Origin of the sequence: Streptomyces fradiae ATCC 10745 = DSM 40063, assembly GCF_008704425.1 — a bacterium.
GTDB classification, from domain to species: Bacteria; Actinomycetota; Actinomycetes; order Streptomycetales; family Streptomycetaceae; genus Streptomyces; species Streptomyces fradiae.
Genome location: NZ_CP023696.1, coordinates 1,705,182 through 1,731,273 on the forward strand (window position 1 = coordinate 1,705,182; position 26,092 = coordinate 1,731,273).

Annotated in this window: 20 protein-coding genes; 8 read left to right on the top strand and 12 right to left on the bottom strand. The window is 73.4% G+C overall.

Annotated features, from left to right (window positions below; all coding sequences use genetic code 11):
• The first annotated feature begins 192 nt into the window (after nt 1–192).
• Nucleotides 193–1,602, top strand: coding sequence for a type I glutamate--ammonia ligase (glnA, locus tag CP974_RS07525; RefSeq protein WP_031135300.1), 1,410 nt, complete (start codon nt 193–195; stop codon nt 1,600–1,602).
• Nucleotides 1,603–1,743: 141 nt separating this feature from the next.
• Here the strand turns inward: glnA and CP974_RS07530 are convergent, their stop codons facing one another.
• Nucleotides 1,744–2,019: a hypothetical protein gene (locus tag CP974_RS07530; protein ID WP_031135299.1), complete on the bottom strand. Its 276-nt coding sequence runs from the start codon at nt 2,017–2,019 to the stop codon at nt 1,744–1,746.
• A 132-nt stretch (nt 2,020–2,151) separates the two neighbouring features.
• Here CP974_RS07530 and CP974_RS07535 point away from each other — a divergent pair, with 132 nt between their 5' ends.
• Nucleotides 2,152–2,514 (top strand): arsenate reductase family protein, encoded by a 363-nt coding sequence (locus CP974_RS07535; protein WP_031135297.1) that lies wholly within the window; start codon nt 2,152–2,154, stop codon nt 2,512–2,514.
• 20 nt (nt 2,515–2,534) lie between these two features.
• On the opposite strand, the gene CP974_RS07540 is transcribed toward CP974_RS07535, so the two are convergent.
• Entirely contained in the window at nt 2,535–3,455 is a 921-nt protein-coding gene (locus CP974_RS07540; RefSeq protein ID WP_051839889.1) for an alpha/beta fold hydrolase, read from the bottom strand.
• A 95-nt stretch (nt 3,456–3,550) separates the two neighbouring features.
• Here CP974_RS07540 and CP974_RS07545 point away from each other — a divergent pair, with 95 nt between their 5' ends.
• The 4 genes from CP974_RS07545 to CP974_RS07560 all read left to right on the top strand — a co-directional run bounded on the left by CP974_RS07545 (nt 3,551) and on the right by CP974_RS07560 (nt 8,790).
• Nucleotides 3,551–4,054 (top strand): MarR family winged helix-turn-helix transcriptional regulator, encoded by a 504-nt coding sequence (locus tag CP974_RS07545; protein ID WP_031135293.1) that lies wholly within the window; start codon nt 3,551–3,553, stop codon nt 4,052–4,054.
• A gap of 289 nt (nt 4,055–4,343) precedes the next feature.
• Entirely contained in the window at nt 4,344–5,375 is a 1,032-nt protein-coding gene (glnII, locus tag CP974_RS07550) for a glutamine synthetase (RefSeq protein WP_031129058.1), read from the top strand.
• A 245-nt stretch (nt 5,376–5,620) separates the two neighbouring features.
• Nucleotides 5,621–6,616 (top strand): Rossmann-fold NAD(P)-binding domain-containing protein, encoded by a 996-nt coding sequence (locus CP974_RS07555; protein ID WP_031130281.1) that lies wholly within the window; start codon nt 5,621–5,623, stop codon nt 6,614–6,616.
• Nucleotides 6,617–6,807: 191 nt separating this feature from the next.
• Nucleotides 6,808–8,790 (top strand): hypothetical protein, encoded by a 1,983-nt coding sequence (locus tag CP974_RS07560; RefSeq protein ID WP_373276777.1) that lies wholly within the window; start codon nt 6,808–6,810, stop codon nt 8,788–8,790.
• A gap of 165 nt (nt 8,791–8,955) precedes the next feature.
• Here the strand turns inward: CP974_RS07560 and CP974_RS30020 are convergent, their stop codons facing one another.
• On the bottom strand, nt 8,956–9,486 hold the full coding sequence (locus tag CP974_RS30020) for a hypothetical protein (RefSeq protein WP_223844614.1): 531 nt from the start codon (nt 9,484–9,486) through the stop codon (nt 8,956–8,958).
• Between the two features lie 63 nt (nt 9,487–9,549).
• Here CP974_RS30020 and CP974_RS07570 point away from each other — a divergent pair, with 63 nt between their 5' ends.
• Entirely contained in the window at nt 9,550–10,404 is an 855-nt protein-coding gene (locus CP974_RS07570) for a TetR/AcrR family transcriptional regulator (protein ID WP_078915512.1), read from the top strand.
• Here CP974_RS07570 and CP974_RS07575 read toward each other — a convergent pair.
• The 5 genes from CP974_RS07575 to CP974_RS07595 all read right to left on the bottom strand — a co-directional run bounded on the left by CP974_RS07575 (nt 10,389) and on the right by CP974_RS07595 (nt 20,447).
• Nucleotides 10,389–10,739: a 5-carboxymethyl-2-hydroxymuconate Delta-isomerase gene (locus CP974_RS07575; RefSeq protein WP_031130285.1), complete on the bottom strand. Its 351-nt coding sequence runs from the start codon at nt 10,737–10,739 to the stop codon at nt 10,389–10,391. The two genes, CP974_RS07570 and CP974_RS07575, sit on opposite strands and share 16 nt — an antisense overlap.
• Nucleotides 10,740–10,844: 105 nt before the next feature.
• Nucleotides 10,845–16,265, bottom strand: a complete 5,421-nt coding sequence (gene pulA, locus CP974_RS07580; protein WP_051839259.1) for a pullulanase-type alpha-1,6-glucosidase — start codon at nt 16,263–16,265, stop codon at nt 10,845–10,847.
• 269 nt (nt 16,266–16,534) lie between these two features.
• Entirely contained in the window at nt 16,535–18,241 is a 1,707-nt protein-coding gene (locus CP974_RS07585; protein ID WP_031130287.1) for a carbohydrate-binding module family 20 domain-containing protein, read from the bottom strand.
• A gap of 392 nt (nt 18,242–18,633) precedes the next feature.
• A complete protein-coding gene (locus CP974_RS07590) occupies nt 18,634–19,188 on the bottom strand; it encodes a GNAT family N-acetyltransferase (protein ID WP_031130288.1) in 555 nt (184 codons plus the stop codon).
• Complete coding sequence (locus tag CP974_RS07595) at nt 19,185–20,447, bottom strand: tetratricopeptide repeat protein (RefSeq protein ID WP_223844615.1); 1,263 nt, start codon at nt 20,445–20,447, stop codon at nt 19,185–19,187. Before CP974_RS07595 ends, CP974_RS07590 begins: the two co-directional genes overlap by 4 nt.
• A gap of 379 nt (nt 20,448–20,826) precedes the next feature.
• On the opposite strand from CP974_RS07595, the gene CP974_RS07605 reads away from it, so the two are divergent.
• Nucleotides 20,827–21,114, top strand: coding sequence for a hypothetical protein (locus tag CP974_RS07605; protein WP_031130290.1), 288 nt, complete (start codon nt 20,827–20,829; stop codon nt 21,112–21,114).
• Nucleotides 21,115–21,270: 156 nt separating this feature from the next.
• On the opposite strand, the gene CP974_RS07610 is transcribed toward CP974_RS07605, so the two are convergent.
• The 4 genes from CP974_RS07610 to CP974_RS07625 form a co-directional block, all read right to left on the bottom strand.
• Nucleotides 21,271–22,338 carry a LacI family DNA-binding transcriptional regulator gene (locus tag CP974_RS07610; RefSeq protein ID WP_031130291.1) on the bottom strand — a complete coding sequence of 356 codons (1,068 nt, stop codon included), beginning with the start codon at nt 22,336–22,338 and terminating at the stop codon, nt 21,271–21,273.
• Entirely contained in the window at nt 22,326–23,978 is a 1,653-nt protein-coding gene (locus CP974_RS07615; protein ID WP_031130292.1) for a glycoside hydrolase family 13 protein, read from the bottom strand. The genes CP974_RS07610 and CP974_RS07615 overlap by 13 nt, the downstream gene beginning before the upstream one ends.
• Nucleotides 23,979–24,151: 173 nt before the next feature.
• On the bottom strand, nt 24,152–25,090 hold the full coding sequence (locus tag CP974_RS07620; RefSeq protein ID WP_031130293.1) for a sugar ABC transporter permease: 939 nt from the start codon (nt 25,088–25,090) through the stop codon (nt 24,152–24,154).
• The gene (locus tag CP974_RS07625) at nt 25,087–26,073 is read right to left on the bottom strand and encodes a carbohydrate ABC transporter permease (RefSeq protein ID WP_031130294.1); all 987 of its coding nucleotides are present in this window, start codon (nt 26,071–26,073) and stop codon (nt 25,087–25,089) included. The genes CP974_RS07620 and CP974_RS07625 overlap by 4 nt, the downstream gene beginning before the upstream one ends.
• Nucleotides 26,074–26,092 lie beyond the last annotated feature (19 nt).

A 26,092-nucleotide genomic window follows, 5' to 3' on the forward strand; every position in this document is an offset into this window, starting at 1 on the left:
GCCGTCCCGCGGCACGCTTCCCCCGCGTCGCCCGCGGGTACCCGGGGGCCGACCGGTTAACTTGTGCGAAACAAATGGGTCATGCCTGAGAAATGCCCCGTCCCTAGGGTCGGGACCAGCGTGGGCCACCGCACTGGCACACGGACGAGCTGCAACCCCGCCCTCCCCCAGGGTGGGAGTAGGAGGAGTTGGATGTTCCAGAACGCCGACGAAGCCCAGAAGTTCATCGCGGACGAGGACGTCAAGTTCGTCGATGTCCGCTTCTGCGACCTGCCTGGCGTGATGCAGCACTTCACGATCCCGGCCAAGGCTTTCGACCCGGCCGAGGAGCTGGCCTTCGACGGCTCGTCGATCCGCGGTTTCCAGGCCATCCACGAGTCCGACATGGCGCTGCGCGCGGACCTGTCGACGGCGCGTCTCGACCCGTTCCGCCGGGACAAGACGCTGAACATCAACTTCTTCATCCACGACCCGATCACGGGTGAGCAGTACAGCCGCGACCCGCGCAACATCGCGAAGAAGGCGGAGGCCTACCTGGCCTCCACCGGCATCGCCGACACCGCGTTCTTCGGTCCCGAGGCGGAGTTCTACGTCTTCGACTCGGTCCGCTTCAGCACCTCCGCGAACGAGGGCTTCTACCACATCGACTCCGAGGCGGGCGCCTGGAACACCGGCGCGCTGGAGGACAACCGCGGGTACAAGGTCCGCTACAAGGGCGGCTACTTCCCGGCCCCGCCGGTCGACCACTTCGCCGACCTGCGCGCGGAGATCTCCCTGGAGCTGGAGAAGGCCGGCCTGGAGGTCGAGCGCCAGCACCACGAGGTCGGCACCGCCGGCCAGGCGGAGATCAACTACAAGTTCAACACGCTGCTCGCCGCGGCCGACGACCTGATGCTCTTCAAGTACATCGTGAAGAACGTCGCCTGGCGCAACGGCAAGACCGCGACCTTCATGCCGAAGCCGATCTTCGGTGACAACGGTTCGGGCATGCACGTCCACCAGTCCCTGTGGTCCGGCGGCCAGCCGCTCTTCTACGACGAGCAGGGCTACGCCGGCCTGTCGGACATGGCCCGCTACTACATCGGCGGCATCCTGAAGCACGCCCCGTCGCTGCTGGCCTTCACCAACCCGACGGTCAACTCGTACCACCGCCTGGTGCCGGGCTTCGAGGCGCCGGTGAACCTGGTGTACTCGCAGCGCAACCGCTCGGCCGCGATGCGCATCCCGATCACCGGCTCGAACGCGAAGGCCAAGCGCGTCGAGTTCCGCGCGCCGGACCCGTCCTCCAACCCGTACCTGGCCTTCTCGGCCCTCCTCCTCGCGGGCCTGGACGGCATCAAGAACAAGATCGAGCCGGCGGAGCCGATCGACAAGGACCTGTACGAGCTGGCCCCCGAGGAGCACGCGGGTGTCGCCCAGGTCCCGACGACCCTCTCCGCGGTCCTCGACGCCCTGGAGGCCGACAACGAGTACCTCCAGGCGGGCGGCGTCTTCACGCCCGACCTGATCGAGACCTGGATCGACTACAAGCGCACCCACGAGATCGAGCCCATCCAGCTCCGCCCGCACCCCCACGAGTTCGAGCTGTACTTCGACCTCTGACGGTGCCCGCGGGCGCCTTGCAGGCCGCCCCGCACCGCCTCTCGGCCGCCGGCCGCGCCCTCCTCGGGGCGCGGCCGGCGGCCGTTCGCCGTCCCCGCCCCGCCCGCGGCGGGGCGGGGACGGGGGCGGGGGCGGGGGCGGTCAGAGGCTGGAGCGGATCAGGGCGCGGACCATGCGGCACGTCGTGGCGGACGGCGGGTGGATGCCGAGCTCGTGCGCGGTCGCGCGGATCGTCCTGTCGTCGGCCCTGGCGGCGAGGTAGACGCCCGAGTCGAGCAGGGCTATCGCCAGGCGCATGGCCTTCAGGCGGCGGTTGTGGGAGACGTACCACTCGCGCGGCCGGCCGGCCGGGAGCGGCTTCTTCCGCAGGGGCGTCCAGGGTTCGAGGGGCAGTGGCGTGACGGTGGCGACGGCCATCGGCGACCTCCCGGTGCGGGGTGTGAGAGCCCTCCCCCGGGCCCTCACCGAATACCTCGATTCTACCGGCGGGCACTGACAATCGACCCTGGTCGGAGGGGGTTTGCGGGGGCCGGCGGGTACGGTTGCGGCATGGAGATCTGGATCAATCCCGCCTGTTCCAAGTGCCGGAGCGCGCTGCGCCTCCTCGACGAGGAGGGCGCCGAGTACACCGTCCGCCGGTACCTGGAGGACGTGCCGTCCGCCGACGAGATCCGCGCGGTGCTGGACCGCCTCGGGCTGGAGCCGTGGGACATCACGCGCACCGGGGAGCAGGAGGCGAGGGAGCTGGGCCTCACGGCGTGGCCGCGCGACGCGGCCTCGCGCGACCGGTGGGTGGAGGCGCTCGCCGCGCACCCGAAGCTCATCCAGCGGCCCCTCATCACCGCCGACGACGGCACGGCGGTCGTCGGCCGCTCCGAGGAGGCGGTACGGGACGCCCTGTCCCGCTCGTAGCTCCCGCCGCGCGGGACGCGTCACGCCCCGGGACCGCCCCCGTCCCCGCCGCTCAGGAACTGCGCCACCCGGCGGTCCGTGCCCGGCGGCGGCGCCAGCGGGAGGGTGTGGTGCGTGGCGTCGGGGAGCGTCCCGACCGTGACGGCCGGGACCTTCCCGGCCGCCGCGGCCACCCTGCGTACGGCGTGCGCACGCGACCGTCCCGCCAGGAGCACCAGCGTCGGCGGCAGCGGCCCGTTCGGCGCCCGCAGGTCCGGGCGGGGGCCCGTGACCGGTCTCGCGGCCGGGAAGCGTGCGGTGTGCCCCTCCAGCCTCAGCCACGTCTCGTCGAGCGCCGCCCCGGCGGTCTCCCACCGCAGGAAGGCGCGGGTGCGGGCGGGGGTCGGACGCAGCAGCGTCGGCAGGGCGCGCAGCAGGTAGCGGGGGCTGAAGCCGGTGAAGCAGTTCGTCGGGTCGAGCAGGACCAGCCGGTCGACGCGCGACGGGGCGTGCACGGCGTGGTGCAGCGCGATCCACGCCCCGTAGGAGTGCCCGCACAGCGACACCCGTCCGGCGCCGAGGCCGTCGAGCACCGCGTCCAGCCACGCCGTGAGGTCCGCGACCGTCCGCACGGGCGGGTCGCCGGGACCGGGCACGCTGCGGCCGGGGTCGCCGATCAGGTCGACGGCGTGGACGCGCCGGGTGCGGCCCAGCGCGGCGGCGGTGCCGAACCAGACCGTGGAGGTGGTGCCGCCCCCGTGGAGCAGGACGACGGGCGGCGCGTCCCGTGGGCCGTGGCTGTGGACGTACGTGGGTCCGTACCGCGTCGGCACGGTGGACCCGGTGGTGCCGGCGGGCCAGCGGGCGGCGACGACCGCGTCGTACGCCCTGAGGAACTCCGCCCGGTCGAAGGGCCGCCCGCGGTCGCGTCGGCGGCCGGTACGGTCTCGCGCTGCCGGCATGGTCCACTCACCTCTCCGCCGCTCGCCCTTCCGGCACCCTCTCGCTGGACGATAGTCTCGCCCAGCGAGAGATTCCAGGGGTGGAGGTGCACCGGATGGAGCCCGAGGGCGAGGAACTGCGGATCTTCCATCTGCTGAGGGCCGTGACCGTCGAGTACGGCCTGCGGCAGGCGGAGTTCGCCGCGCGGAACGGCATGCACACCACCGACGTGCGGGCCCTGATCTGCCTGCTGGACGCGGAGCGGAACGGGGAGGACGCCACCCCGGGGCTGCTCGGCGCGCGGCTGGGGATCAACTCGGCCGGGACCACCGCCGTGATCGACCGGCTCGAACGGCTCGGCCACCTCGCACGGGTGCGCGACGCCGGGGACCGGCGACGGGTGCTGCTGAGGGTGCGCGAGGGGGCCAAGGTGCTGGGCCGGGAGCACTTCGGGCCGCTCGTCGACGGCACCGTGGAGCTGCTGCGCGGCTTCGACGAGCGGGACCGGGACGCGGTGCGGCGGTTCCTGCTGGGCGTGGGCGGGCTCCTGGCGGAGACCGGGGAGGACGGCGCCCGCGGGCGCGCGCGTCCGGACGGCGGCGGGAGTACGGGCGGCTGACGCCAGGGTGGGGGGATCGGCCGGGGGCTGCGGGAGGCGGGGGGCTGCGGGAGGCGGGAGGGGGCGGTCACGGGACGCGGAGGCACGGGGAGCCGGCCGCCCGGATCCGGCGGGGCGGTCCCGCGGGCCGGGTTCGGTGGGCTGCCGGACGCGCACGCGGTGGGCCGGCGGGTGCGGGCGGCGCGGGGGGAGGCCGGGTAACACGGGGTTCACACACGGGCAACGGACGGGTAATCCCGTGTTGCCAAGCTGCGCGGCATACCGCTGCACCGCGCGAAGGACGGGACCCGTGAGCATCAAGGCCGAGTACATCTGGATCGACGGCACCGAGCCGACCGCCAAGCTCCGCTCCAAGACGAAGATCCTGGACGGCTCGGTCGCCGGCGTCGCGGAGCTCCCGCTGTGGGGCTTCGACGGGTCCAGCACCAACCAGGCCGAGGGCCACGCCTCCGACTGCGTCCTGCGCCCCGTGTACTCCTGCCCGGACCCGATCCGCGGCGGCGAGCACATCCTGGTGCTGTGCGAGGTCCTGAACACGGACATGACCCCGCACTCCACCAACACGCGGGCGGAGCTCGCCGAGGTCGCCGAGCGGTACGCCGGGCAGGAGCCGATCTTCGGCATCGAGCAGGAGTACACCTTCTTCAAGGGCCACCGCCCGCTCGGCTTCCCCGACGGCGGCTTCCCCGCCCCGCAGGGCGGCTACTACTGCGGTGTCGGCGCGGACGAGATCCACGGCCGCGACATCGTGGAGGCGCACCTCGACCACTGCCTCGCGGCGGGCCTGGGCATATCCGGCATCAACGCCGAGGTCATGCCGGGCCAGTGGGAGTTCCAGGTGGGCCCGCTCGACCCGGTCACCGTCGCCGACCAGCTGTGGATCGCCCGCTGGCTGCTCTACCGCACGGCCGAGGACTTCGAGGTCTCCGCGACGCTGCACCCCAAGCCGGTGAAGGGCGACTGGAACGGCGCGGGCGCCCACACCAACTTCTCCACGCGCGCGATGCGCGAGGGCTACGACGCGATCATCACCGCGTGCGAGGCGCTCGGCGAGGGCTCCAAGCCGCTGGACCACGTGAAGAACTACGGCGCGGGCGTCGACGAGCGCCTGACCGGCCTGCACGAGACGGCCCCGTGGGACCGGTACAGCTACGGCGTCTCCGACCGCGGCGCGTCCGTCCGCATCCCGTGGCAGGTGGAGAAGGACGGCAAGGGGTACATCGAGGACCGCCGCCCCAACGCGAACGTCGACCCGTACGTGGTGACCCGCCTGCTGGTGGACACCTGCTGCGCGGCGCTGGAGAAGGCCGGGCAGGTCTGATCCCGCCCGCACGCACGGGGGCGCCCCCGGCCGGAACGTTCCGGCCGGGGGCGCCCTGTCGTCGGTGCGGGAGCGGGCGGGGGGCTTGGCGGTGGGCGGGGGTCCGAGGCGGGGCGGTCGGGCGCCGGGCGGGGGCGGGTGGCGCGGGCGGGAGGCGTGTGGGCGGTCGGAGGTCGTGGTGCCGGGTGTTCCTCCGGTAGCGGAAGCGCTGCGCGCGGTGGCGGCGGCGGGGCAGGCTCGGAGGCATGAGGCTTCTGATCCTGGGTGGTACGGAGTTCGTGGGGCGGGCCGTGGCGGAGGCGGCGCTCGCCCGCGCATGGGACGTGACGGTGTTCCACCGGGGGCGGCACGAACCGCCGCCCGGTGCGGCGGTGCTGCGGGGCGACCGGTCCCTGCCCGACGGGGCGGGCCTGGAGGCGCTGCGCGAGGGCGGGTGGGACGCGGTGGTCGACACCTGGTCGGGCGCGCCGTCGGCGGTGCGGGACGCGGCCCGGCTGCTGGCCGGCCGGGCCGGCTGGTACGGGTACGTGTCGAGCTGCTCGGTGTACGAGTGGCCGATGGTGGCCGAACTGCGGGAGGACAAGCCGGTGGTGGAGGCGTCGCCGGACGACGGCGGCGACGTGCCGTACGCGCGGGCCAAGCGGGGCGGCGAACTGGCGGCGATCGGCGCCTTCGGCCCCGAGCGGTCCCTGCTGGCGCGGGCCGGGCTCATCCTCGGCCCCGGGGAGAACGTGGGCCGCCTGCCCTGGTGGCTGACCCGGATCGCGCGCGGCGGCCCCGTCCTCGCGCCCGGCCCGCACGACCTGCCGTTGCAGTACATCGACGCGCGGGACCTCGCCGGCTGGCTCCTGGACGCCGCCGAGGGCGGGCTGGCGGGGCCGTACGACGTGGTGAGCCGGCCGGGGCACACCACGATGGGGGCCCTGCTGGAGGCGTGCGTGCGGGTGACCGGCTCCGGCGCCGAGCTGCGCTGGACGCCGCCCGCCCGGATCCTCGCGGCGGGCGTCGAGCCGTGGACGGGGCTGCCCGTGTGGATTCCGCCGGGCGAGACGCACGACGCGATGCACGGCGCCGACGTGAGCAAGGCCCTCGCCTCCGGCCTGCGGTGCCGCCCCGTGGAGGAGACCGTCGCCGACACATGGGCGTGGCTGTGCGGTCTGGGCGGCACGGCGCCCCAGCGCCCGGACCGCGACCCGGTGGGCATCAGCCCCGAGGTGGAGGCGAAGGTCCTGGAGCTGTAGCCGCGCGGGGGTGGCCGGCCTGGGGGTGCGGGCGTGGGGGCGCGGCGGCTGAGGCAGGCGCCGGGGCGCGGCGCGCGGACGCGCGGCGCGTGCACGGGGCGGGGGGTCAAGGCCCGTGGACGGGGCGCGTGGTGAGGCCGGGAGGCGGGGGCGGGCGGTGACTTGTCCCAGCGTCGCTCGTTGCGCTGGGCGTGAGCACCCAGGAAGCCCAGCACAGCGTCAAGACCGCGGAGTCCCGCGCGGTGGCCGCCGCCCCCGTGGACGTGGAACAGGCCGAGGCGGCGCTCGTCGAGCACTATCCGCGGCTGGTCCGCATCGCCTATCTGGTGCTGCCGCCGTCCCTCGGCCGCAACCGGCGCGTCCTCACCGCCCACGCGCTGGTGCAGCGCTCGCTGCCGCGACGGCGCACGGCGGTGGGCGACGAGGCGGGGATGCCGGCGCAGCGGCGGCGGCCCGAGGACGCCGTCGACCCGGGGTACGCCTACGTGCGCGGCCGGGTGCTGCGCCAGGCCCTGGAGGCCGGGCTGCCGCTGCGCCGCCGGGCCTGGCCGAAGCGGGCGCAGCTGCCGCCGCTGCTGCCCCTCGTGTGGGGGCTGCGGCTGTTCCCCCGCTCGGGCGGCGCCGAGGAGCTGGCGCTGGACCAGCGGCTGGCGGACCTGTCGGGCGCGGGCCGGGCCGCGTACGTGCTGCGCCGCCTGGAGCGGCAGGGCGACGCCGAGGTGCGGCGGATGCTCGTCGCGGCGGGCGCCTCCGACCCGGACGGGGCCCTGGCGGAGGCCGACCGGCTGGCGGCGGACGGGCCGGGCGGGGCGCTGCTGGAGTCGCCGGAGTTCGACCCGTGCTCCCTCCAGGCGCGGCCCACGGACCTGATGCGGCGGCGCCAGCACACGAGGGCGGCGCTCGCGGCGGGCGCCGCCCTCGTGGTGTGCGGGGCGCTGCTGGGCCTGCCGGGCGGGGGCTGGGGGCCGGACGGCGCGGCGGCCCCGCCGTACGCGCGCAACCCGGCGTCGGAGGCGGCGCTGGACCCGGCGAAGCTGCGGCGGGTCGCCCCGGCCGCGTGGCAGCGCTCGTCCCGCGCGGACTTCTCGGTGTGGCCGGCGCGGGGCGCGCTGGTGGACGACGCGGCGCTGCTGCGGCGGGCGCTGGCGGTGTGGGCGCGGCCCGGCGCGCAGGTGCGGGCGTCGGCGACGCCGGGCACGCTGCCGGGACCGCCGATGGGCCCGCCGCAGCTGCTGTACGCGGGCGAGGTGGACGGGGCGCGGGTGGTGCTCTTCCACGACGGGCTGCGGGCCGTGCGGTACGCGGAGCCGGTGGACGGCACGGAGGCGGCGGCGCTGGACTTCGCCCGTACGGACGGCGCGGACACCGCCGCGTCGGCGGCCCTGGTGGTCGGCCGCACCCATGCCAACGTGCGGTATCTGACGGCGCCGTGGGTGCGGGGCGTCGCCGTGCGGGACCTGCTGCTGCCGGACGCGGAGGCCCGGCCGCTGGAGCGGAACGCGGCGGGCGTCACCGCGCCGTCGCAGACCCCGGCCGCGGCGAGCGACTGCCGCTCGTGGGACGTGCTGGAGGTCAGGGACGGGGACGGTACGCGGGTCCTCACCGACCTGGGCGAGATCGTCCCCGTACGGCTCACGTCGGGCGCTCCGGGCAGGCCGGTGGACGTGGCGGGCGAGGCGGCGCGGCGGGAGTGGGCGCGCACGGCGTGCATGCTGCCGTCGATGCGGGCGATGGGCGTGCGGTCGGTCAACTCGTGGCGGTACGCCGAGCAGGAGCTGCCCGGCACGGGCACCGGCACGGCGACGTGGCTGTGCACCCGCGCCGAGACCTGGCGGGGCCCCGGCAGCAGGGTGCTGGCGCAGTTCCAGCCGCCCGCTCCGGACGCCGCGCCGGGCGAGCCGCTGACGCCGGGCGCCGTCGCGGCGAGGGCGGAGGACTCCCCGGCCTGCGGGCCGCGCGAACCGCGCGTCCTGGCGGGGGTGCTGTGGAAGGACCCGGCGGGCCGCTGGTACGTACTGGCGGCGGGGAGCCCGGGCGTCGCGTCGCTGGCCACCTCGGGCGGGGTCGAGGGCGAGGCCGACGGGCGGCTGCTCGCCGTCGAGGCGGAGCGGGGCGCGAAGGCGGAGCTGACCGGTGAGCTGGAGGACGGGACGCGGATCGACGCGCTGCGCTGAGCCGGCGGCGGTGGCCGTGCCGGGTGGGCGGCGCCCCGGCACTCCGGCGCCCCGGCACTCCGGCGTCACCGGTCGGCCGACGCCGGTCGCGTACGGCACGCCCCCTTACGGCGGCGGCCGCCACGGCGGTATCCGTTACGGCGGTACCCGGTACGGCGGCGCCCGTTACGGCAGCAGCAGCCAGTCGGCGGCGAGGGCGGCCAGCAGACCGGTGCCGAGCAGCCATGTGCCGAGGCGGGTGCGGCCGTGGCGGCTCAGCTCGATCACCACGCCGCACAGGATCATCGCCAGGCCGTACACGCCGACGACGAGGACCGAGGTACGGCTGGCGAGCCGCAGGGCGAGGACGACGGCGAGGCTGACCAGCACGACCGTCGCGACGGCGACCCGCAGCCGCCTCGCCTGGCGGGGCGTCAGCCCGTCGGGCGCGTCCTCGGCTTCCTCGACCGCCTCGCCCTCTTCGGCCGCCTCGCCCTCGGCGTCCGCGGACTGCCCGGGGGCTTCGGCGCTCCCGGCGTCCTTCCCGCCCCTCGGGTCCTTCCCGCCCTCCGGGTCCTTCCCGCCCTCCGGGTGCCTGGCGTCCCCGGTCCGCGCGCCGTCCACGGCGGTGGCCCCGCCGTCCCCGGCGGCGTCCTCGGCCGCATCGCCGGTGCCGGCGTCCGCCGGGCCGGAGGTCCTCTGGTCCGCTGTGGTCATGCCCCGGAGCGTAACCGACCGTACGGGCACCGCCGTTCGAAGGGCCGCCGCTACCCTGTTCGCATGACGACCGGGGTGCGCAGGCGGATGGGCGTCGAGGAGCGCAGGCAGCAGCTCATCGACGTCGCGCTGGAGCTGTTCGGCAGCCGGTCCCCCGACGAGGTGTCCATCGACGAGATCGCCGCCGCCGCGGGCATCTCCCGGCCGCTCGTCTACCACTACTTCCCCGGCAAGCACAGCCTGTACGAGGCGGCGCTGCGGCGGGCCGCCGACGAGCTGACCGCCCGGTTCGCGGAGCCGCGCGAAGGCCCGGTCGGGGCGCGGCTGCTGCGGGTGATGGGCCGGTTCTTCGACTTCGTGGAGGAGCACGGGGCCGGTTTCGCGGCGCTGATGCGCGGCGGCCCGGCCTGCCCGGCCGACGCGTCCCGCCCGGCCGGGCGGGTGCCGGCGGCGCACGCGGTGATCGACGGGGTGCGGCAGGCGGCGTACGACCACGTCATGGACCACCTCGGGGTGCGCGGCCGGCCGCCCGCGCGGCTGGACCTGGTGGTGCGGTCGTGGGTGGCGCTGGCCGAGTCGACGGCGCTGATCTGGCTGGACGGGCGGCGCATCCCGCGCGCCGAGCTGGAGCGGCAGCTCGTGCACGACTTCGGCGCGCTGGTCGCGGTGAGCGCCGCGTACGACGGGGAGATGGCCGGGTTCGTCGCCGGGATGCTCGCGGACGAGCCGGCCGACGGGCCGTTCGGCGAGCTGGTCGGGCGGCTGGTCACCCTGGTCGCCGGGGCCGGTTCCGGAGCCGGGGCCGGTTCCGGGGGCGGTTCCGGGGGCGGTGCGGGTGCGGGGGCCGGGGACGACGCCGGTCCGGAGGCCGTGGCCGGTCCGGACGGCCGGGGCGGGGCGGCTCAGGCCGTGCGGTAGGCCGGGGCGAGGTCCCGCACCTCCGCGGAGACGTGGACGGTGAGCCCGTCCACGGGCGCGAGGTGCTCGCGTACGAGCGCGGCGGCGGCCCGCGCGAGGCGGTCCTTCGCCTCGCCGGTGCGCCCGGCCGCCAGGGCGATCTCCACATGGACGACGGCGTCGCGGCCGGTGCCGTCCCCGACGGCGTACTCCTCGACGGGGCGGATGCGGGTCTTGCACGCCTCGGGGCGGGCGGCGACGGCCGCCACGACGACGGGGTGCAGGGCCGTGGCGTAGCCCCGGCGGTCGAAGGCGTCGCGGAGGTCGGCGGAGTAGTCGACGGTGATCTGCGGCATGCCCCACCTTCACCCGCCCCCGGCCGCCCGGGCAAGCCCGCCGAACGCCGCGGCGCCCCCTCCCCGGTCCGGGAAGGGGGCGCCGCGTCCGTCGGGGGCGGGGGGTCAGCCCGCCTTGTAGACCGCCACGGACCGGGCCGGGACGGTGAAGGTCCCGGTGGCCTTGTCGTACGCGGCCGTCCGGATCGCGGCGTCGGCGCCGCCGGCCTGGACCGGGTGCAGGGCGTACCCCGTGCCGGAGAGGGCCGGTACGGTCTGCTTCTGCCGGTCGGGCGTGGCGTTGAAGACGACGACCAGGTCGCCGAGGCGCATGGTGATGACGCCCGGCGTCTCCCGCGGCCCGGACAGCGGGAACGACAGGGCCGACTGGACCTGCTCCGCGGTGGCGAGGGAGAACGCCGGCTCGGTGGTGCGGATCGTCAGCAGGTCGCGGTAGGCGGCCGAGGCGCCGTCGATCTGCGCGCAGCCGGCCTTGAGGGACGGCGAGGCGAGCAGCGGCCGGGCGTACTCCCACTTGTCCTCGTTGTCGGCGGCGGGCGGCAGTCCGCGCCCGAAGCCGTTGCCGAGGCGGCAGTCCCAGTGCAGGGCGTTGAACCAGTCGCCGCTGTCGTAGGAGTTGCGGTCCAGGGACTTGGAGCGCAGCAGGTCCGTGCCGGCCTGGGACAGGGCGGGGCCCTGGGAGAGCGCGGCGGTCGCCATGGCGAGGACCTGCATCCTGGCCCGGTCGTCCGGGGACGTGGCGGCCGGGAGCTTGAAGGCCAGCGCGTCGTACAGGGTCTCGTTGTCGTGGGCGTCCGCGTAGGCGACGGCCTCGCCGGGGGCGGCGGCGTACCCGGCGGGGGCGCCGTTGTAGTCGACCTGGGCGCCCTTGACGCGCTTGCCGCTGGTGTCGGTGAAGGTGTAGTCGGCGAGGTTGCCGGTCAGGCCGACCTTGATGAGGTCCTGGTAGTGCAGGAGGCGGGCCTTCTGCTCGGCGGCCGTGCCGTTGGCGGCGGAGCCGTTGGGCTCGGTGTACAGCCCGGAGGCGAAGCCCTGCACGCCGGGGTCGGCGTCGAAGGGGCCGCCGCCGCGGACCGCGTCGCGGGCCCGGTCGGAGAAGGTGGCGATGCCGGTGCCGGCCATGTTCTTCTGCGTGGCCTGGACGAAGCGGGCGTCGTCGGCGACCTCGCCGAAGTTCCAGCCCTCGCCGTACAGGATGATCTTCTTGCCGTCGACGCCGTCCTTCTCGACGGTCAGGGCGTCCAGGGCCGCGCGGACGGCGAGGATGTTCTCCTTCGGGTGGTGCCCCATCAGGTCGAAGCGGAACCCGTCGACCTTGTACTCCTTCGCCCAGGTGACGACCGAGTCCACGACGAGCTTGCCCATCATGGTGTTCTCGGGCGCGGTGTTGGCGCAGCAGGTGGAGGTGGCGACGGAGCCGTCGGCGAGGAGCCGCTGGTAGTAGCCGGGCACGATCCGGTCGAGGACGGACTTGTCGTCCTGCCCGGCGGCGACGGTGTGGTTGTAGACGACGTCCATGACGGTGCGCAGACCGGCGCCGTTGAGGGACTGGACCATGCGCCGGAACTCGACGGTGCGGCGGGTCCCCTCGGGGTCGGAGGCGTAGGAACCCTCGGGCACGGTGTAGTGCAGCGGGTCGTAGCCCCAGTTGAAGGCGTCCTTGGCCGCGGCCTTGGTGACGCACTCCTGCTGCTCGGCGGAGTCGGCGGGGTGCGCGGCGAGGTCGCAGTCGGGGGTGGTCTGGTCGGACTTCCGCTCGGGGATGGTGCCGATGTCGAAGGCCGGGAGCAGGTGCACGTACGAGGTGCCGCTGCGGGCGAGCTTCGTCAGGTGCTTCATCCCGGCCGAGTCGCGGTCGGTGAAGGCGAGGTAGCCGCCGGGGTGCTTCGACGTGGGGTCGGAGGCGGAGAAGTCGCGGACGTGCAGTTCCTGGATCTGCGCGTCGCGCAGGGGGACGGCGGCCGGCTTCCGCAGCCGGTCCCAGCCCTTGGGGGCCAGTTCGGGGGCGGTGAGGTCGACGACGAGGCTGCGCGCCGAGTCGGTGGTGAGGGCGGTGGAGTACGGGTCGGTGACCCTGTTGGTGACGATCTTGCCGACGGTGGGCGCCCAGACCTTGACGACGTACCGGTAGGGCTTGCCCGTCCAGGACTTCGCGCCCTTCACGGACCAGACGCCCGTCGTGTCGTCGCGCCGCATGGGGACGGTGCGGCCGTCGAGTTCGAGGGCGACGGTCTGGGCGGTCGGCGCCCAGACGGACAGGGTGGGCGTGCCCTTCCTGAAGACCGGGCCGAGCGCCTTCGTCCTGGCCTTCTCGCCGTACAGGGCGTCGAGGGCGCCCGCGGTCTGCACGCCGGTCGCCGTGAGCAGGGCGCCGTTGGCGGCGCGCTGGGTGGCGACGAGCTGGCCGCGCAGGGCGGTGCGGATCCGGTCGCGGTCGCGCGGGTCGACGGAGTACGCGGTGTACTTCGCCAGGTGCGGGAAGGCGGCCTTCTGGGCGTCGGTGAGCGCCGTGCGGTTCAGGCGGAGCCAGTGGGCGCGGTCCTCGCCGGTGAGGACGCCGTCCTTCACGGCGAGCGTGCCGGTCGGCGAGTACACGAGCTGGCTGGAGGCCGCGGTGGGCGAGCCGTTCCAGGCGACGGTCGTCCCGTCGATCCACACGGCCGCGGACTTGCCGAGGTCGAGGGCGGCGCCGCCGCCCTTGGGCTGCGGCAGCAGGTACTTGGGCTGCCCGGCGAGCATCCACACCTCGCGGCCGTCGGAGGCGATGTCGAGGGACTGGTCGGTGGGCAGGTCCTTCTCGTCGCCCTTGTGGAGGATGTAGCTCAGCGACGTGGCGCCCTGGGCGAGCGGCACCTCGTACACGGCGCCGTAGGCGTCGGTGCGGACGGGCATCAGCGGCTTGGACCAGTCGGTGGGCGTCGCGGCGCCGGTCCACACGTGCAGGCCCCAGCCGTCGTAGGCGCCGTCGGGGCGGTGGTAGTGCAGGACGGCCTTGGAGGTGTCCTGCGGCGGGTAGGCGCCGGCGGGCGGCTCGTCGAGGGCGGCGTCCTTGCCCTGCTCGATCCAGACCTGGCCCGTCTTCGACAGGTCGATGGTCCGGTCGGTGGAGACGTCCTTGTTGCCGTCCTTGTCGATGACGAGGTAGCCGACGCTGGAGGCGCCCGGCTTCAGCTTGACGTAGGCGAAGGCGCCGTAGGCGTCGCGGCCGGTGAAGGGCTGCCCCTCCGGCCAGGGCTTGGCCTCGCCCTCGGCGATGTCGCCCCAGGTGTACAGGCGCCAGTCGGTGTAGTCGCCGTCGGCGCGCTTGTAGTGGACGATCGCGTAGTCGCGCTGGGTGGCGCTCGGAGCGGGGGTGGCGGGGGCCTGGCCGGCGGTGGTGGCGGCGAGGTCGCTCGCGGTGCGGCCGGCCGTGTCGACGGCGACGGCCTTGTAGCGGACCGGGGTGCCGGCCGGGGCGGTGATCTTGTGGGTGACGGTGTACGGGGCGTGGTCGGCGGAGCCGAGGACCTGCCACCTGCCGTTGCCCTGCTGGGCGGCGAAGACGACCCGGTTGAGCTGTCCGCCGTCCACGTCGGCGGTGACCCGCACGGTGCCGGAGGCGCCCGCTGCGGGGGCCTTCAGGTCGACGGTGGGCGGGGCGGCCGGGGCGGCGAGGGGCTTGGCGGCCTTGAGGACGACGGCCGACAGGGCCGGGACGGTGACCGTGATCTTCCGGTCGGTGCCGCTGGTCACCGCCTTCGCGTCGCCGTGGACGGGCCGGAAGGCGGTGCCGGCCGACTCGGTGGCCAGCTCGACGGTCTTCGCCGCGGTGGCGTTGTTGACGGCGACGACGTACTCGGTGCGGGCCTTGGCGTCGACGCGGGAGAACGCGTACACGCCGGCGCCCTGGTCCGCGTACCGCTCGATCTGCGTGCCGTCGGCGAGGGCCGGGTGGGCCTTGCGGAGCTGGGCGAGCGCGGCGATCCGCCGGTACAGGGGGTGGCGGGCGTCGTACGCGTCGGCGGCGTGGGTGCGGTCGGTGCCGATCTGGTCGTCGTCCAGGTAGTCGGCGACCCGCGAGGCGAAGAGGGTCTGGCGGGCGTCCTTGTCGCCGCCGGGGCCGGTGAAGCCCTGCTCGTCGCCCGCGTAGACGACCGTGTTGCCGCGGCTGAGGAACATCAGCTCGTTGGCGAGGGTGTACCGCTTGAGGAGTTCGGCGTCGGACGCCTTGGCGTTGTCCTGCTTGAGGAACGCGCCGAAGCGGCCCATGTCGTGGTTGCCGAGGAAGTTGACCGTCTCGTAGGCGTTGGCCTTGTCGGTCGTGTACTTGTGGTCGTCGCCGAACAGCCCGGCGAGCTTCGCCGCGGAGCCGCCCTGGGAGGCGTACTGGCGGGCGGCCTCCTGGAAGGGGAAGTCCAGGGTGGCGTCGAGGCGGCCCTCGCGCACGTAGTGCGAGGTGATGTCGGTGTCGGAGGAGTACACCTCGCCGAACATGAAGAAGTCCTCGCGGCCCCGGTCCGCGGCGTACTTGTCGAGCGCCGTGGCCCACTGGGTCCAGAACTCGGTGTTGACGTGCTTGACGGTGTCGATGCGGAAGCCGTCGATGCCGAAGTCGCGCACCCAGCGCTGGTAGATCTTCTCCATGCCCTCGACGACCTCGGGGCGCTCGGTCCACAGGTCGTCCAGGCCGACGAAGTCACCGTGCGTGGAGGACTCCCCGGCGAAGGTGGAGTCGCCCCGGTTGTGGTACATCGACGGGTCGTTGAGCCAGGCCGGGACCTTGGCGTCCTTCTTGCCGGGGGCGACGACGGGCGTGCGCGGGAAGGAGTCGAGGTCCGTCCTGGGGAAGCGTCGTGTCCCGTCGGCGTAGTCGGCGTCGTCGAAGGGCCGGCCGTCCTCGGTCAGGTAGGGGAAGGCTCCCTTGGAGAGGTACTCGTAGGACTTCTCCTCGTAGTCGATGACGTCGGCGGTGTGGTTGGTGATGACGTCGAAGAAGACCTTCATGCCCTTGGCGTGGGCCTTGTCGATCAGGCGCTCCAGGTCGGCGTTGGTGCCGAAGTGCGGGTCGACCTGGGTGAAGTCGGTGATCCAGTAGCCGTGGTACCCGGCGGAGGCGTTCTCGCCCTGGCCCTGCACGGGCTGGTTCTTGAAGATCGGGGCGAGCCAGATGGCGGTGGTGCCGAGGCCCTTGATGTAGTCGAGCCGGTCGGTGAGGCCCTTGAGGTCACCGCCCTGGTAGAAGCCCTTGTCGGTGGGGTCGTAGCCGGTGGTGAGCCGGGTGCCGGTGAGACCGCCGCGGTCGTTGCGCGGGTCGCCGTTGGCGAACCGGTCGGGCAGCACGAAGTAGAACTGCTCGCGGGTCAGGTCGTGCCGGGCGGGCTCCGCGGCCAGCTGCCGGTCGGACGGCGGCGCGGGCGGCCGGGGCGCGGCGCTCGCCTGGACGGCGGGGACGGCCAGCGCGGTGAGCGTCGCCGCCGCGAGGGCGGCCACCGCTCTGCGCGTCGGGCGCCGCCGCCGGTGGCGTGCCGGGAGGCTCGGGCGTGTCAAGGCGGGTTCTCCTCGGTGAGGGTCGTACGGGAGGAGGCCCCGCACCCGGGCCGGGTGCGGGGCTCGGTGGTGGCGTGGGGGCGCGGGCCCCGCACCCCCCGTGGGCGCGGGGCCCGCTGGTGGCGGGCTCGCGGCCCGGTGCGGGGGCCGGTGGTGCCGGTCCTGCGCGGGGAGGCGCGGGGGCCGGTGGTGCCGGTCCGGCGGTCAGCCGCGGGGGCCGGTGGAGGGCCGGCCCCGCACGGGGAGGTGCGGGGCCGGGTCGGTGCGGGTCAGTTCCGCCAGGTGTCGGTGAGGGTCACCTTGCCGCTGGCCGGGACGGTCGCGACGCGGTTGGCGCCGCTCTCCCAGGTGACGTTGCCGGCGGCGTCCTTGCGGACGTACTTGTACTCGAAGGTGGTGCCGGCCGGCAGGGTCAGGTCCAGCTTCCACACCGGGTAGGCGGACGGGTCCAGCTTGGGCGCGGCGGCCGGGTTCCAGTTGCCGAGGGCGGCGTGGTTGCCGGTGACGTGGATGTTCTGGCCGAGGCTGGTGGTGGCGTCGACGTTGAACGACGCGCCCGAGCCGTCGGCCGGCGGCGGGGTGACGGGGCCGCCGCCGCAGGAGGTCGCGCCGACGTGCAGGGCGAGGGCCGTGCGGGCGCCGAGGGTGGCGGTGAAGCGGCCGGAGCCGTCGACCGTGACCGGCGTGTTGCTCTGGACGTCGCAGTACGTGCCCGCGGGCAGCGAGGTCTGGAACGTCCGGGTCAGCGAGCCGCCCTCGTGGTTGATGGCCACGTACGCCTTGGTGCCGCGCCCGAAGGCGATGGCGTTGTTGCCGTTGTCCCACCAGTTCGTGACGCCCTGACCGCGGGCCACGTTCCGGAAGCCGACCATGGACTTGATCTCGCGCCAGTCGTGCTGGCACTTCCAGCCGTCCTGGTAGCAGGCGTTGACCTGGTTGCCGTTGGGGGCGCCGGCGTCCTTGTTCGACCACTCGTAGCCGGAGTGGACGTCCGGGGAGCCGTACGGCCAGGCGAGCATGAAGACGTTCGCCAGGGTGTAGGCGGCGCCGCTCTTGTAGTTGAGGGTGTCGCCGACGCGCTCGGTGTCGTGGTTGTCGACGAAGACGCCCGACTGGCCGGAGGACATGAAGCCCCACGCCTCGCCGAAGTTCTTCAGGTACGCGAGCTTGTCGCCGGTGAACATCCGCTTCAGCTCGCGGGCGTAGCGGAACTCCTGCACGTCGCCGTTGCCGAGGTACTCGTCGGGCGAGACGGCCTCGCCGGCGCCGTGGATGACCTCCTGCTTCCAGTAGACGTTCGGGTTGCTGAGCCGGGACTTGATGTTGGCCAGGTCGGCGGCCGGCATGTGCTTGGCGGCGTCGACGCGGAAGCCGTCCACACCGAGCGACAGCAGGTCGTTCATGTACGCGGCGATGCGGCCGCGCACGTACTCCTCGCCCGTGTCCAGGTCGGAGAGGCCGACCAGCTCGCAGTTCTGGACGTTCCAGCGGTCCCGGTAGTTGTTCACCTCGGACGTGCAGTTGTCGAAGTCGGACGCCGAGTAGATGCCGGGGTAGTTGTACTTGGTGTACGACGACCCGCCGGTGCCCGTGCCGCTGCCGGCCGACATGTGGTTGATGACGGTGTCGGCGACGACCTTGACGCCCGCCGAGTGGCAGGTGTCGATCATGCTCTTGAAGGCGGCGCGGTCGCCGAGGGGACCGGCGATGCGGTAGCTGACGGGCTGGTAGGCCGTCCACCACGTGGAGCCCTGGATGCGCTCCTGCGGGGGCGAGACCTGCACGTAGCCGTACCCGGCGGGGCCGAGCGTGTCGGTGCAGGCCTTGGCGATCGACGAGAACTTCCACTCGAACATCACCGCGGTGACGTCCTTGTCGCCGGGCGCGGCCGCCTGTGCGGTCTGGCTCGGCGCCGTGACACCGACTGCGGCTCCCGCCACGAGGGCGAGTGCGGCTGCCACGGTTCTTCTGGCCATGTTTCCTCCTGGGGAGGGGAGGGGAGGTGCGGATGCGGTGGGGGCAGCCTCGTACGGCAACGCGCCATGCCCGCAAGGCCGATGGAACCTCTTGCTGCAAGACGGCAGCAACAGTTTTCGGACGTGACCGTACGAGCCCCCCGGCGCGAGGTCAACCCCTGCGACAGACTCCGCTCACATGGTGGCCATCACGCTGAAACAAGCCGGATTCCGTGCCCTGCAAGGGCTTTCGCAAGATATTGCAGTGGTGTTACGTTCAACCACGCCGGTCCGGCCGGCGGAGGGTCGGTCCCGGCACCGCGCCCCGCGCGGCGCCGTGCCTCCCCCACGCGCCCACCGGCCGGACCGGTCTCCATCCCTCCTTGCCCGGCCCACCGCCGGGGCCACGCCGTTCACCCAAGGTCGAGCAGCATCACGTCATGCAGGCCGGCACCCGGCCACGGCCGCGCCTCCCCGACCTTCCGGTATCCCCAGGCCCGGTAGGCGGCGGATGCGGCGCGGCTCTCCGGGTGGACGTTCAGCAGCACCCGCTCGGCGTCGAGACCGCCGAGCAGCGTCTCGTGCAGCCTCCGCGCGACGCCCTGCCGCCGCCGGCACTCCCGTACGGCGAGCTCCAGCAGCCCGAAGGTCCGGTGACCGTCCTCGCGGCGCATGTCCTCGGACACGGGCTCCACGAGCTGATCCCACCAGCCCGTGTTCGCGCCCAGGTGGTGGCCGTACGCCATGCCGATCGGCTCACCGTCCTCGGCTTTGGCCAGGGCGGCCCTGAAGGTCTCTCTGCGGATCTGGGCCCGGAAGCGCCTGAAGGCGGCCGCCACGTCGTCCGTGGTCTCCTCGTATGGCGGGTCGGCGAACACCTCCGCGTAGATCAGCCTGAACGCGGCCTCCGCGCGCATGGCGGACTCCCCACCCAGGCGCACGACGGTGACAACCCCCTGCCGGGTCATGTCCTGCTCCCTCGGACGGTTTCACGAAGGCGCTCACGGCACGCACGCGTCGCAGCGCCGTCGACCTCGGCGGCAGCCCGCTGAAACGCTCGCATCTTGGCGAGCAAGCGGGGAGACGAGATACCTCCGCAGCCGTCGAGCACCGCGCACATCTCCGCGCACGCTTCATCCACCTCCCCGGCGGTGAGGAGTACCTGGGCCAGCCTGACCCGGTAGGAAGCGCTGTTGCGAGCGAGGTCGCCGCCCATTCCGCGCACTGCCGACCGCAGGAACGGCACGGCTCGCCTCGGTTGCCCGGCCCTCGCGTACATGTCCGCTGTCGCGTAGTCCACTTCGAACGGGCCTACGAACCGCGCCCATCTAGGCACATCCACGTCCGTGTCCGTCTTCCCCAGATGCCGCAAGGCGCGGCTCAATGCCCGCCGGGCGCCTGAAGAATCACCGGCGTGCGTGGCCACGTTGGCGTCCCTCAGGGAGAGCAGCAGATGGACGGTTGGTCCCGCGCCCACGCGTGTGGCGAGCCGATGCGCCTGCTCCACCGCGCTCGCCGCCTCCCAGGTCCTTCCGCTCCTGACCGCGAGCAGTACGAGCGTCTCGAGTACGGATACTTGGAGCAGCGGACTATCGACGAGCTGAGCCGCCGCCAGCGCCTCCGCACAGGCGGCACGCCCTTCCTCGATACACCCACCGTCATAGCCGTACCAGGCGCGGTGGCCGTGCAACTCAGCCAGCATGGTCTGCAGTTCGCGACCCACCCCATCGGTGTACCTCGCGTTCCCCAAGGCGTTCGTGATCTGCTCTTCGAGTCTGCGTGACTGCTTCAGGGCGGGCATACTGCCCGCCTTGTGATCCGTCCGGTAGAGGTCGTCAAGCCTTCCCCGGAGGTGAGCCACGTCGGCCGAGCCGAACCGGGGGCCCGGCCCGGCGGGCGCGAGTGCGGCTGCGGCCAGTGCGCCGACGTCGGCGACGAACGTCCTTCGCTTCACTTCTCCAGCATCGCTGACGGGTGCGGAAACGCTCATACGGTGCGGAGGTACAGCGAATCCCATCTCAGCCAACGGCATGCCGAACAGCGCCTCCAGGACCGTCTGCTGGCTCTCGTGAGGCAGCGGTGGCGGGTCCTCGCACTCCCAGCGCCGGAGCTGTCTCACGCTGATCGAGGCGTGGACGCGCAACCGTACCGCCTCCCGCCCGAAGGCAGTGACGAACGACCTCTGTGTGTACCCCGCCTCGCGTCGTAACGCGGCCAGTCTCTTCACACCCCGCCCCGTCATCCGTGCCGCTGCACTCCGTCACCGTAGTGCCGTCACGGCCGGCGGAGCGGGGAAACGTCCGCCGAAACGTCCGCTTCCCCGGTCTCCTGAGTGCCCTCTGAGCCGCTGAACTTGTCCTGCACCCCCCTCCACCAACCGCTGTGAGCTGTGGAAAGGACACAGAAGTGGTGATGACCCTGCGTGTGTACGACGTCGACAGAAGGACAGGACGAGTCGTCAGAGAGCGCGGTCGGATCGTGACCCCAATGGGTGACCAGTCCCTCGCACCGCCCCTGACGAACGCGTACCCACCCTGCGAGTGCCCTCGATGCGGAAGAGACGGGGCCTCGCACGAGCGGACCGACGGCATGGGGGTGGAGAACGCGTGAAGGAGACGGAATCCAGCACCGAGGTGCGCCTGCTCCCTGGGGTCGGCGCCGACGGCCGGACATGCATCCTCGTCACCGATGAAGAAGGCGGGACCGTCTCCCGCTACGCAGACCGGCTCGAAGCCATCCTGCTCGGTCATGCCGCTCACTCGCTGGCGCGGGCACGCAGCCTGGCTCCCGCTGCCTCTGCGGCGGACCTGCGCACGCTTGTGGAATGCCTGGCAGACCACCTGTCGGACGTGCTGCGCGTAGCGGAGAGCCGCCGCAGGCCCCTCCGTGAGTGATCGCGAAGGGACGCACCACCCGTACGGCGGGCGATGCGTCCCTCGGTCGTCCTCGTCCTCGCCCCCGCTTGGAGCGGGTGGGCGGAAGACCGGGCCGACAGGCTCGCGGCGAGTGGGGACGGACCAGACGGACCGGGTGACGAGGACGCCCGGGCCCTACAGCCGTGGTGCGGACGTGGAGCCGCGGACGACCAGGTCCGGTTGGAAGACGAACTCCGTGCGCTGGACCGGGTTGCCCTCCATCTCCTCCAGGAGGGCGTCCACCGCCGCCGTGGCCATCGCGCGGACCGGCTGGCGGACCGTGGTCAGGGGCGGGTCGGTGAAGGCGATGAGCGGGGTGTCGTCGAAGCCGACGACCGACACGTCCGACGGGACGTCCAGGCCCCGGGCCCGGACCGCGCGGATCGCGCCCAGCGCCATCAGGTCGCTGCCGCACACGATGCCCGTGCAGCCCTGGTCGAGGAGGACGCTCGCCGCCGCGTGGCCGCCCTCCACGCCGAACAGGGTCGGCTGGACGTACGCCTCCGCGCGGTCGCGGGGCACGCCCAGGGTGCGGTGCAGCGCGGAGACGAAGCCCTCCGCCTTGCGGCGCGACGGCACGTACCGGGTGGGTCCGATGGCGAGGCCGATCCGCTCGTGGCCCAGCTCCACCAGGTGCTGGACGGCCATGCGGGCGGCGGCCCGGTCGTCGGGCGACACGAAGTGGGCGTCGATGCGCTCGTTGAACCCGTTGATCAGGACGAACGGCACCCCGCGGGCGGTGAGCCGCTCGTACCGGGAGGGGTCCGCGGTCGTGTCGGCGTGCAGCCCGGACATGAACACGATGCCGGTGACGCCGCGCTCCTCCAGCTGCTCCACCAGCTCGTCCTCGGTGGCGCCGCCCGGCATCTGCGTGCACAGCACCGGCGTGTAGCCGTGCCCGGCCAGGACCTGCTCGATGACCTGCGCGAACGCCGGGAAGATCGGGTTCGTCAGCTCGGGGATGAGCAGCCCGATGAGGCCCGCGCTGCGCTGCCGCAGCCGTATGGGCCGCTCGTAGCCGAGCATGTCGAGCGCGGCCAGCACCCGGTGGCGGGTGTGCGGGGCGACGCCGGCCTTGCCGTTGAGGACGCGGCTGACGGTCGCCTCGCTCACCCCCGCCTGGGCGGCGATGTCCGCGAGCCGCGGGGCGCCGGCGGCCAGGTCGCCGGCGGCCCGCGGCAGGGGGATGGTCACACCGCCCACCAGACGGTCGTGTCGGCGGGCAGTTCCGTCGTGCCGTCCACGCTGGTGCGGACCTGCCGGCTGGAGAGCAGCATCCGGCCGGGCACGTCGACGCGGACCGGCTCGCCGGTGGTGTTCGCGGTGCACACGAACCCGTCGCGGCGGAAGGCCAGCACGCCCTCGGGCGCGTCCAGCCACTCCACGCCCTCGCCCGCGCCGAGGCCGGGCTGCTCGCGGCGGACCCGCAGCGCGGCGCGGTACAGCTCCAGGGTGGAGCCGGGCACGCCGGTCTGCGCCTCCACGGACAGGTCGCCCCAGGTGGCGGGCTGCGGGAGCCAGCTGCCGCCGGTGCCGAAGCCGTACGAGGAGCCCTCCGCCGTCCACGGGATCGGCACGCGGCAGCCGTCGCGGAAGCCGTCCTGGCCGGTGGCGCGGAAGAACGACGGGTCCTGGCGCACCTCGTCCGGCAGGTCGGTGACGTCGGGCAGGCCCAGCTCCTCGCCCTGGTAGACGTAGGCGGAGCCGGGCAGGGCCAGCATCAGCAGGGTCGCGGCGCGGGCGCGGCGCAGGCCCAGCTCGCGGTCGCCGGCCTGCCGCAGCTGGGTGCCGAGGCCGGGCGGGTTGGCGAAGCGGGTGGCGTGCCGGGTGACGTCGTGGTTGGAGAGCACCCAGGTGGTGGGGGCGCCGACGGGGCGCATCGCGGCGAGCGACGCGTCGATGACCTTGCGCAGCTCGGCGGCGTCCCAGTGGGTGCCCAGGTACTGGAAGTTGAACGCCTGGTGCATCTCGTCGGGGCGCACGTAGTTGGCGGTGCGCTCCACGGTCGGGGTCCACGCCTCGGCGACGAGGACGCGGTGGCCGTCGTACTCCTCCAGGACCTTGCGCCAGCTGCGGTAGATCTCGTGGACGCCGTCCTGGTCGAAGAAGGGCATGACGTCGTTGCCGAGGAGCTTCAGCTGGTCGTGGGCGCCGATGTCGGGCAGGCCGGGCGCCTTGACCAGGCCGTGGGCGACGTCCACGCGGAAGCCGTCGACGCCCATGTCGAGCCAGAAGCGCAGGATGGAGCGGAACTCGTCGCGGACGGCCGGGTGGTCCCAGTTGAAGTCGGGCTGCTCGGGGGCGAAGAGGTGGAGGTACCACTCGCCGTCGGCGACGCGGGTCCAGGCGGGGCCGCCGAAGATGGACTCCCAGTCGTTGGGCGGCAGTTCGCCCGACTCGCCCTTGCCGGGGCGGAAGTGGTAGCGCTCGCGCAGCGGGGAGCCGGGGCCCTCGCGCAGGGCGCGCTGGAACCACTCGTGCTGGTCGGAGGAGTGGTTGGGGACGAGGTCGACGATGATGCGCAGGCCCAGTGCGTGGGCCTCGCGCACCAGGGCGTCGGCGTCGTGGAGGGTGCCGAACATCGGGTCGATGGCCCGGTAGTCGGCGACGTCGTACCCGGCGTCGGCCTGCGGCGACGCGTAGAAGGGGCTCAGCCACACGGCGTCGACGCCGAGGTCCCTCAGGTACGGCAGACGGCTGCGGATGCCCTGGAGGTCGCCCATGCCGTCGCCGTTTCCGTCGGCGAAGCTGCGCGGATAGACCTGGTAGATCACCGCTTCTCTCCACCAGCCGGTGTCCGTGCCGGTGGTCGGGGCGGCGGGGGCGGCAAGGTGCTGAGTCATGTCTTCCCTGGGTGAGTGGGATGGGGGACGGCGCCGGGTCCGGCTGCGGGGCTTGTCGGGCCGGACCGGCGCCGCCGTTCTGGGGCGCGTGGGGGTTGCCTGGTGCGGTGGGCGCGTCCGCGACGGGTCGTGCGGGCGCGCCCGGCGGGTTCGGGCGGGCGCTCGGGCCGTGCTCAGCCCTTGGTGCCGCCCGCCGTGAGGCCGGCGACGAGGTTGCGCTGCACGAGGAGGAACACCAGGCCCGCCGGGATCGTGATGATCACCGCGCAGGCCGTGAGGTAGCCCCACTCGGCCTTGTGCTGGCCGATGAAGCTCTGCAGGCCGACGGAGAGCGTGAGCATCGAGTCGGTGGAGAGGAAGGCGCGCGCGAAGGCCACCTCTCCCCAGGCGGTGATGAAGGAGTAGAAGGCGGTGACGGCGAGGCCGGGCTTCGCCAGCGGCAGGATCAGCCGGTAGAAGGTGCCGAAGGGGGTGAGCCCGTCGACGCGGCCGGCCTCGTCGATCTCGTGCGGGATGGTGTCGAAGTAGCCCTTCATCATCCAGGCGCAGAAGGGAACCGACACCGAGCAGTACGTGAGGATCAGGCCGACGTACGAGTCGAGGAGGCCCATGCTGCCGAGGATGTTGTACAGGGCGACGATCAGCACGGCGACGGGGAACATCTGCGTGACGAGCAGCACCCACATCAGCGACCTGTGGCCGGGGAAGCGCATCCGGGAGATGGCGTAGCCGGTGGAGGCCGCGACGAAGACGCCGATCACCGTGGTACCGGCGGCGACGAGCAGCGAGTTGGCGAACCAGCGCGGGAACTCGGTCTCGGTCAGCACGTACGTGTAGTTGCTGATCTCCAGGCCGCCCTCGGCGCTGGTCGGCCTGGTCCAGCCGTCCCGGCCGCGCAGCGAGATGAAGACCATGTACACGAGCGGGAACACCGCGACCAGGCTGGCGGCGACGAGCGCGCCGTGCAGTCCGGCCGAGGCGATCGGGGAGCGCTCCTCGCGGCTGCGGACCTTGCGGGCGCGGCCGGTGCCGGAGCCGGCGCCGGCCGCGCCGTGGGCGGCGGAGCGGCGGGCCACCGGGGTGTCCTTCCGGGATTCGGTCACCGTGCTCATCGGGCGGCCTCCTGACGGTTGAGCAGCCGCCGGTAGAAGACGGCGAAGACGAGGAGCATGGAGAGGATGATGATCCCGTAGGTGGCGGCGCCCGCGTAGTCGCGCACGGAGCCGAAGGCGAGCCGGTAGGCGTACGTCACGAGGATCTCGCTGTTCAGGGCGTTCGCCTCGCCGAGCATCAGGTAGATGATCGGGAACATGTTGAACGTCCAGATCGTGCCGAGCATGATCACCGTGGCGCTGACCGGGCGCAGGCCGGGCAGGGTGACGTGGCGGAACCGCTGCCAGGGGGAGGCGCCGTCCATCTCGGCGGCCTCGTACTGCTCGCTGGAGATGGCCTGGAGACCGCCGAGGATGGCCACCATCATGAACGGCACGCCGAGCCAGACGTTGACGCCGATGACGGCGACCTTCTGCATCAGGGAGTCGCCGAGCCAGTCGACCGGGCCGAAGCCCAGTTTGCCGAGGACGGCGTTGAAGATGCCGGACTCGGAGTTGTACATCATGCGCCACACGTAGGTGGCGACGAAGGGGGGCACCGCCCACGGCAGGATGAGCAGCACGCGGTAGACGGAGCGGCCCTTGAGCCTGCGGTTGAGCAGCATGGCCAGGGCGAGGCCGATGGTGTAGTGGAGGACCACGCACGAGACGGTCCACACCACGGTCCACCAGAGCTTGGGGTAGAACTCGCCGTCGGCGCCGGACAGGACCCGCCAGTAGTTGTCGAGGCCGACGAACTGGTAGGTGGCCGGGATCTCGGTGGCGCCGAGCTGCTTGGCGACGTTCAGCTCGTTGGCGTCGGTGAACGACAGGTAGACGCCGCGGCCCAGCGGGTAGGCGATCAGCACGCCGATGACCAGCACCACCGGCAGCACCATGGCCCAGGCGTACCAGTGCCGGTCGTACGAACGCTTCATGCGGGTGAGCAGCCCGGTCCGGGCAGGCCGCGCGGCCGTGGCGGGATCTGCGGTGGCTGTCTTCATGGAAGTTGGTTTCCCTCAG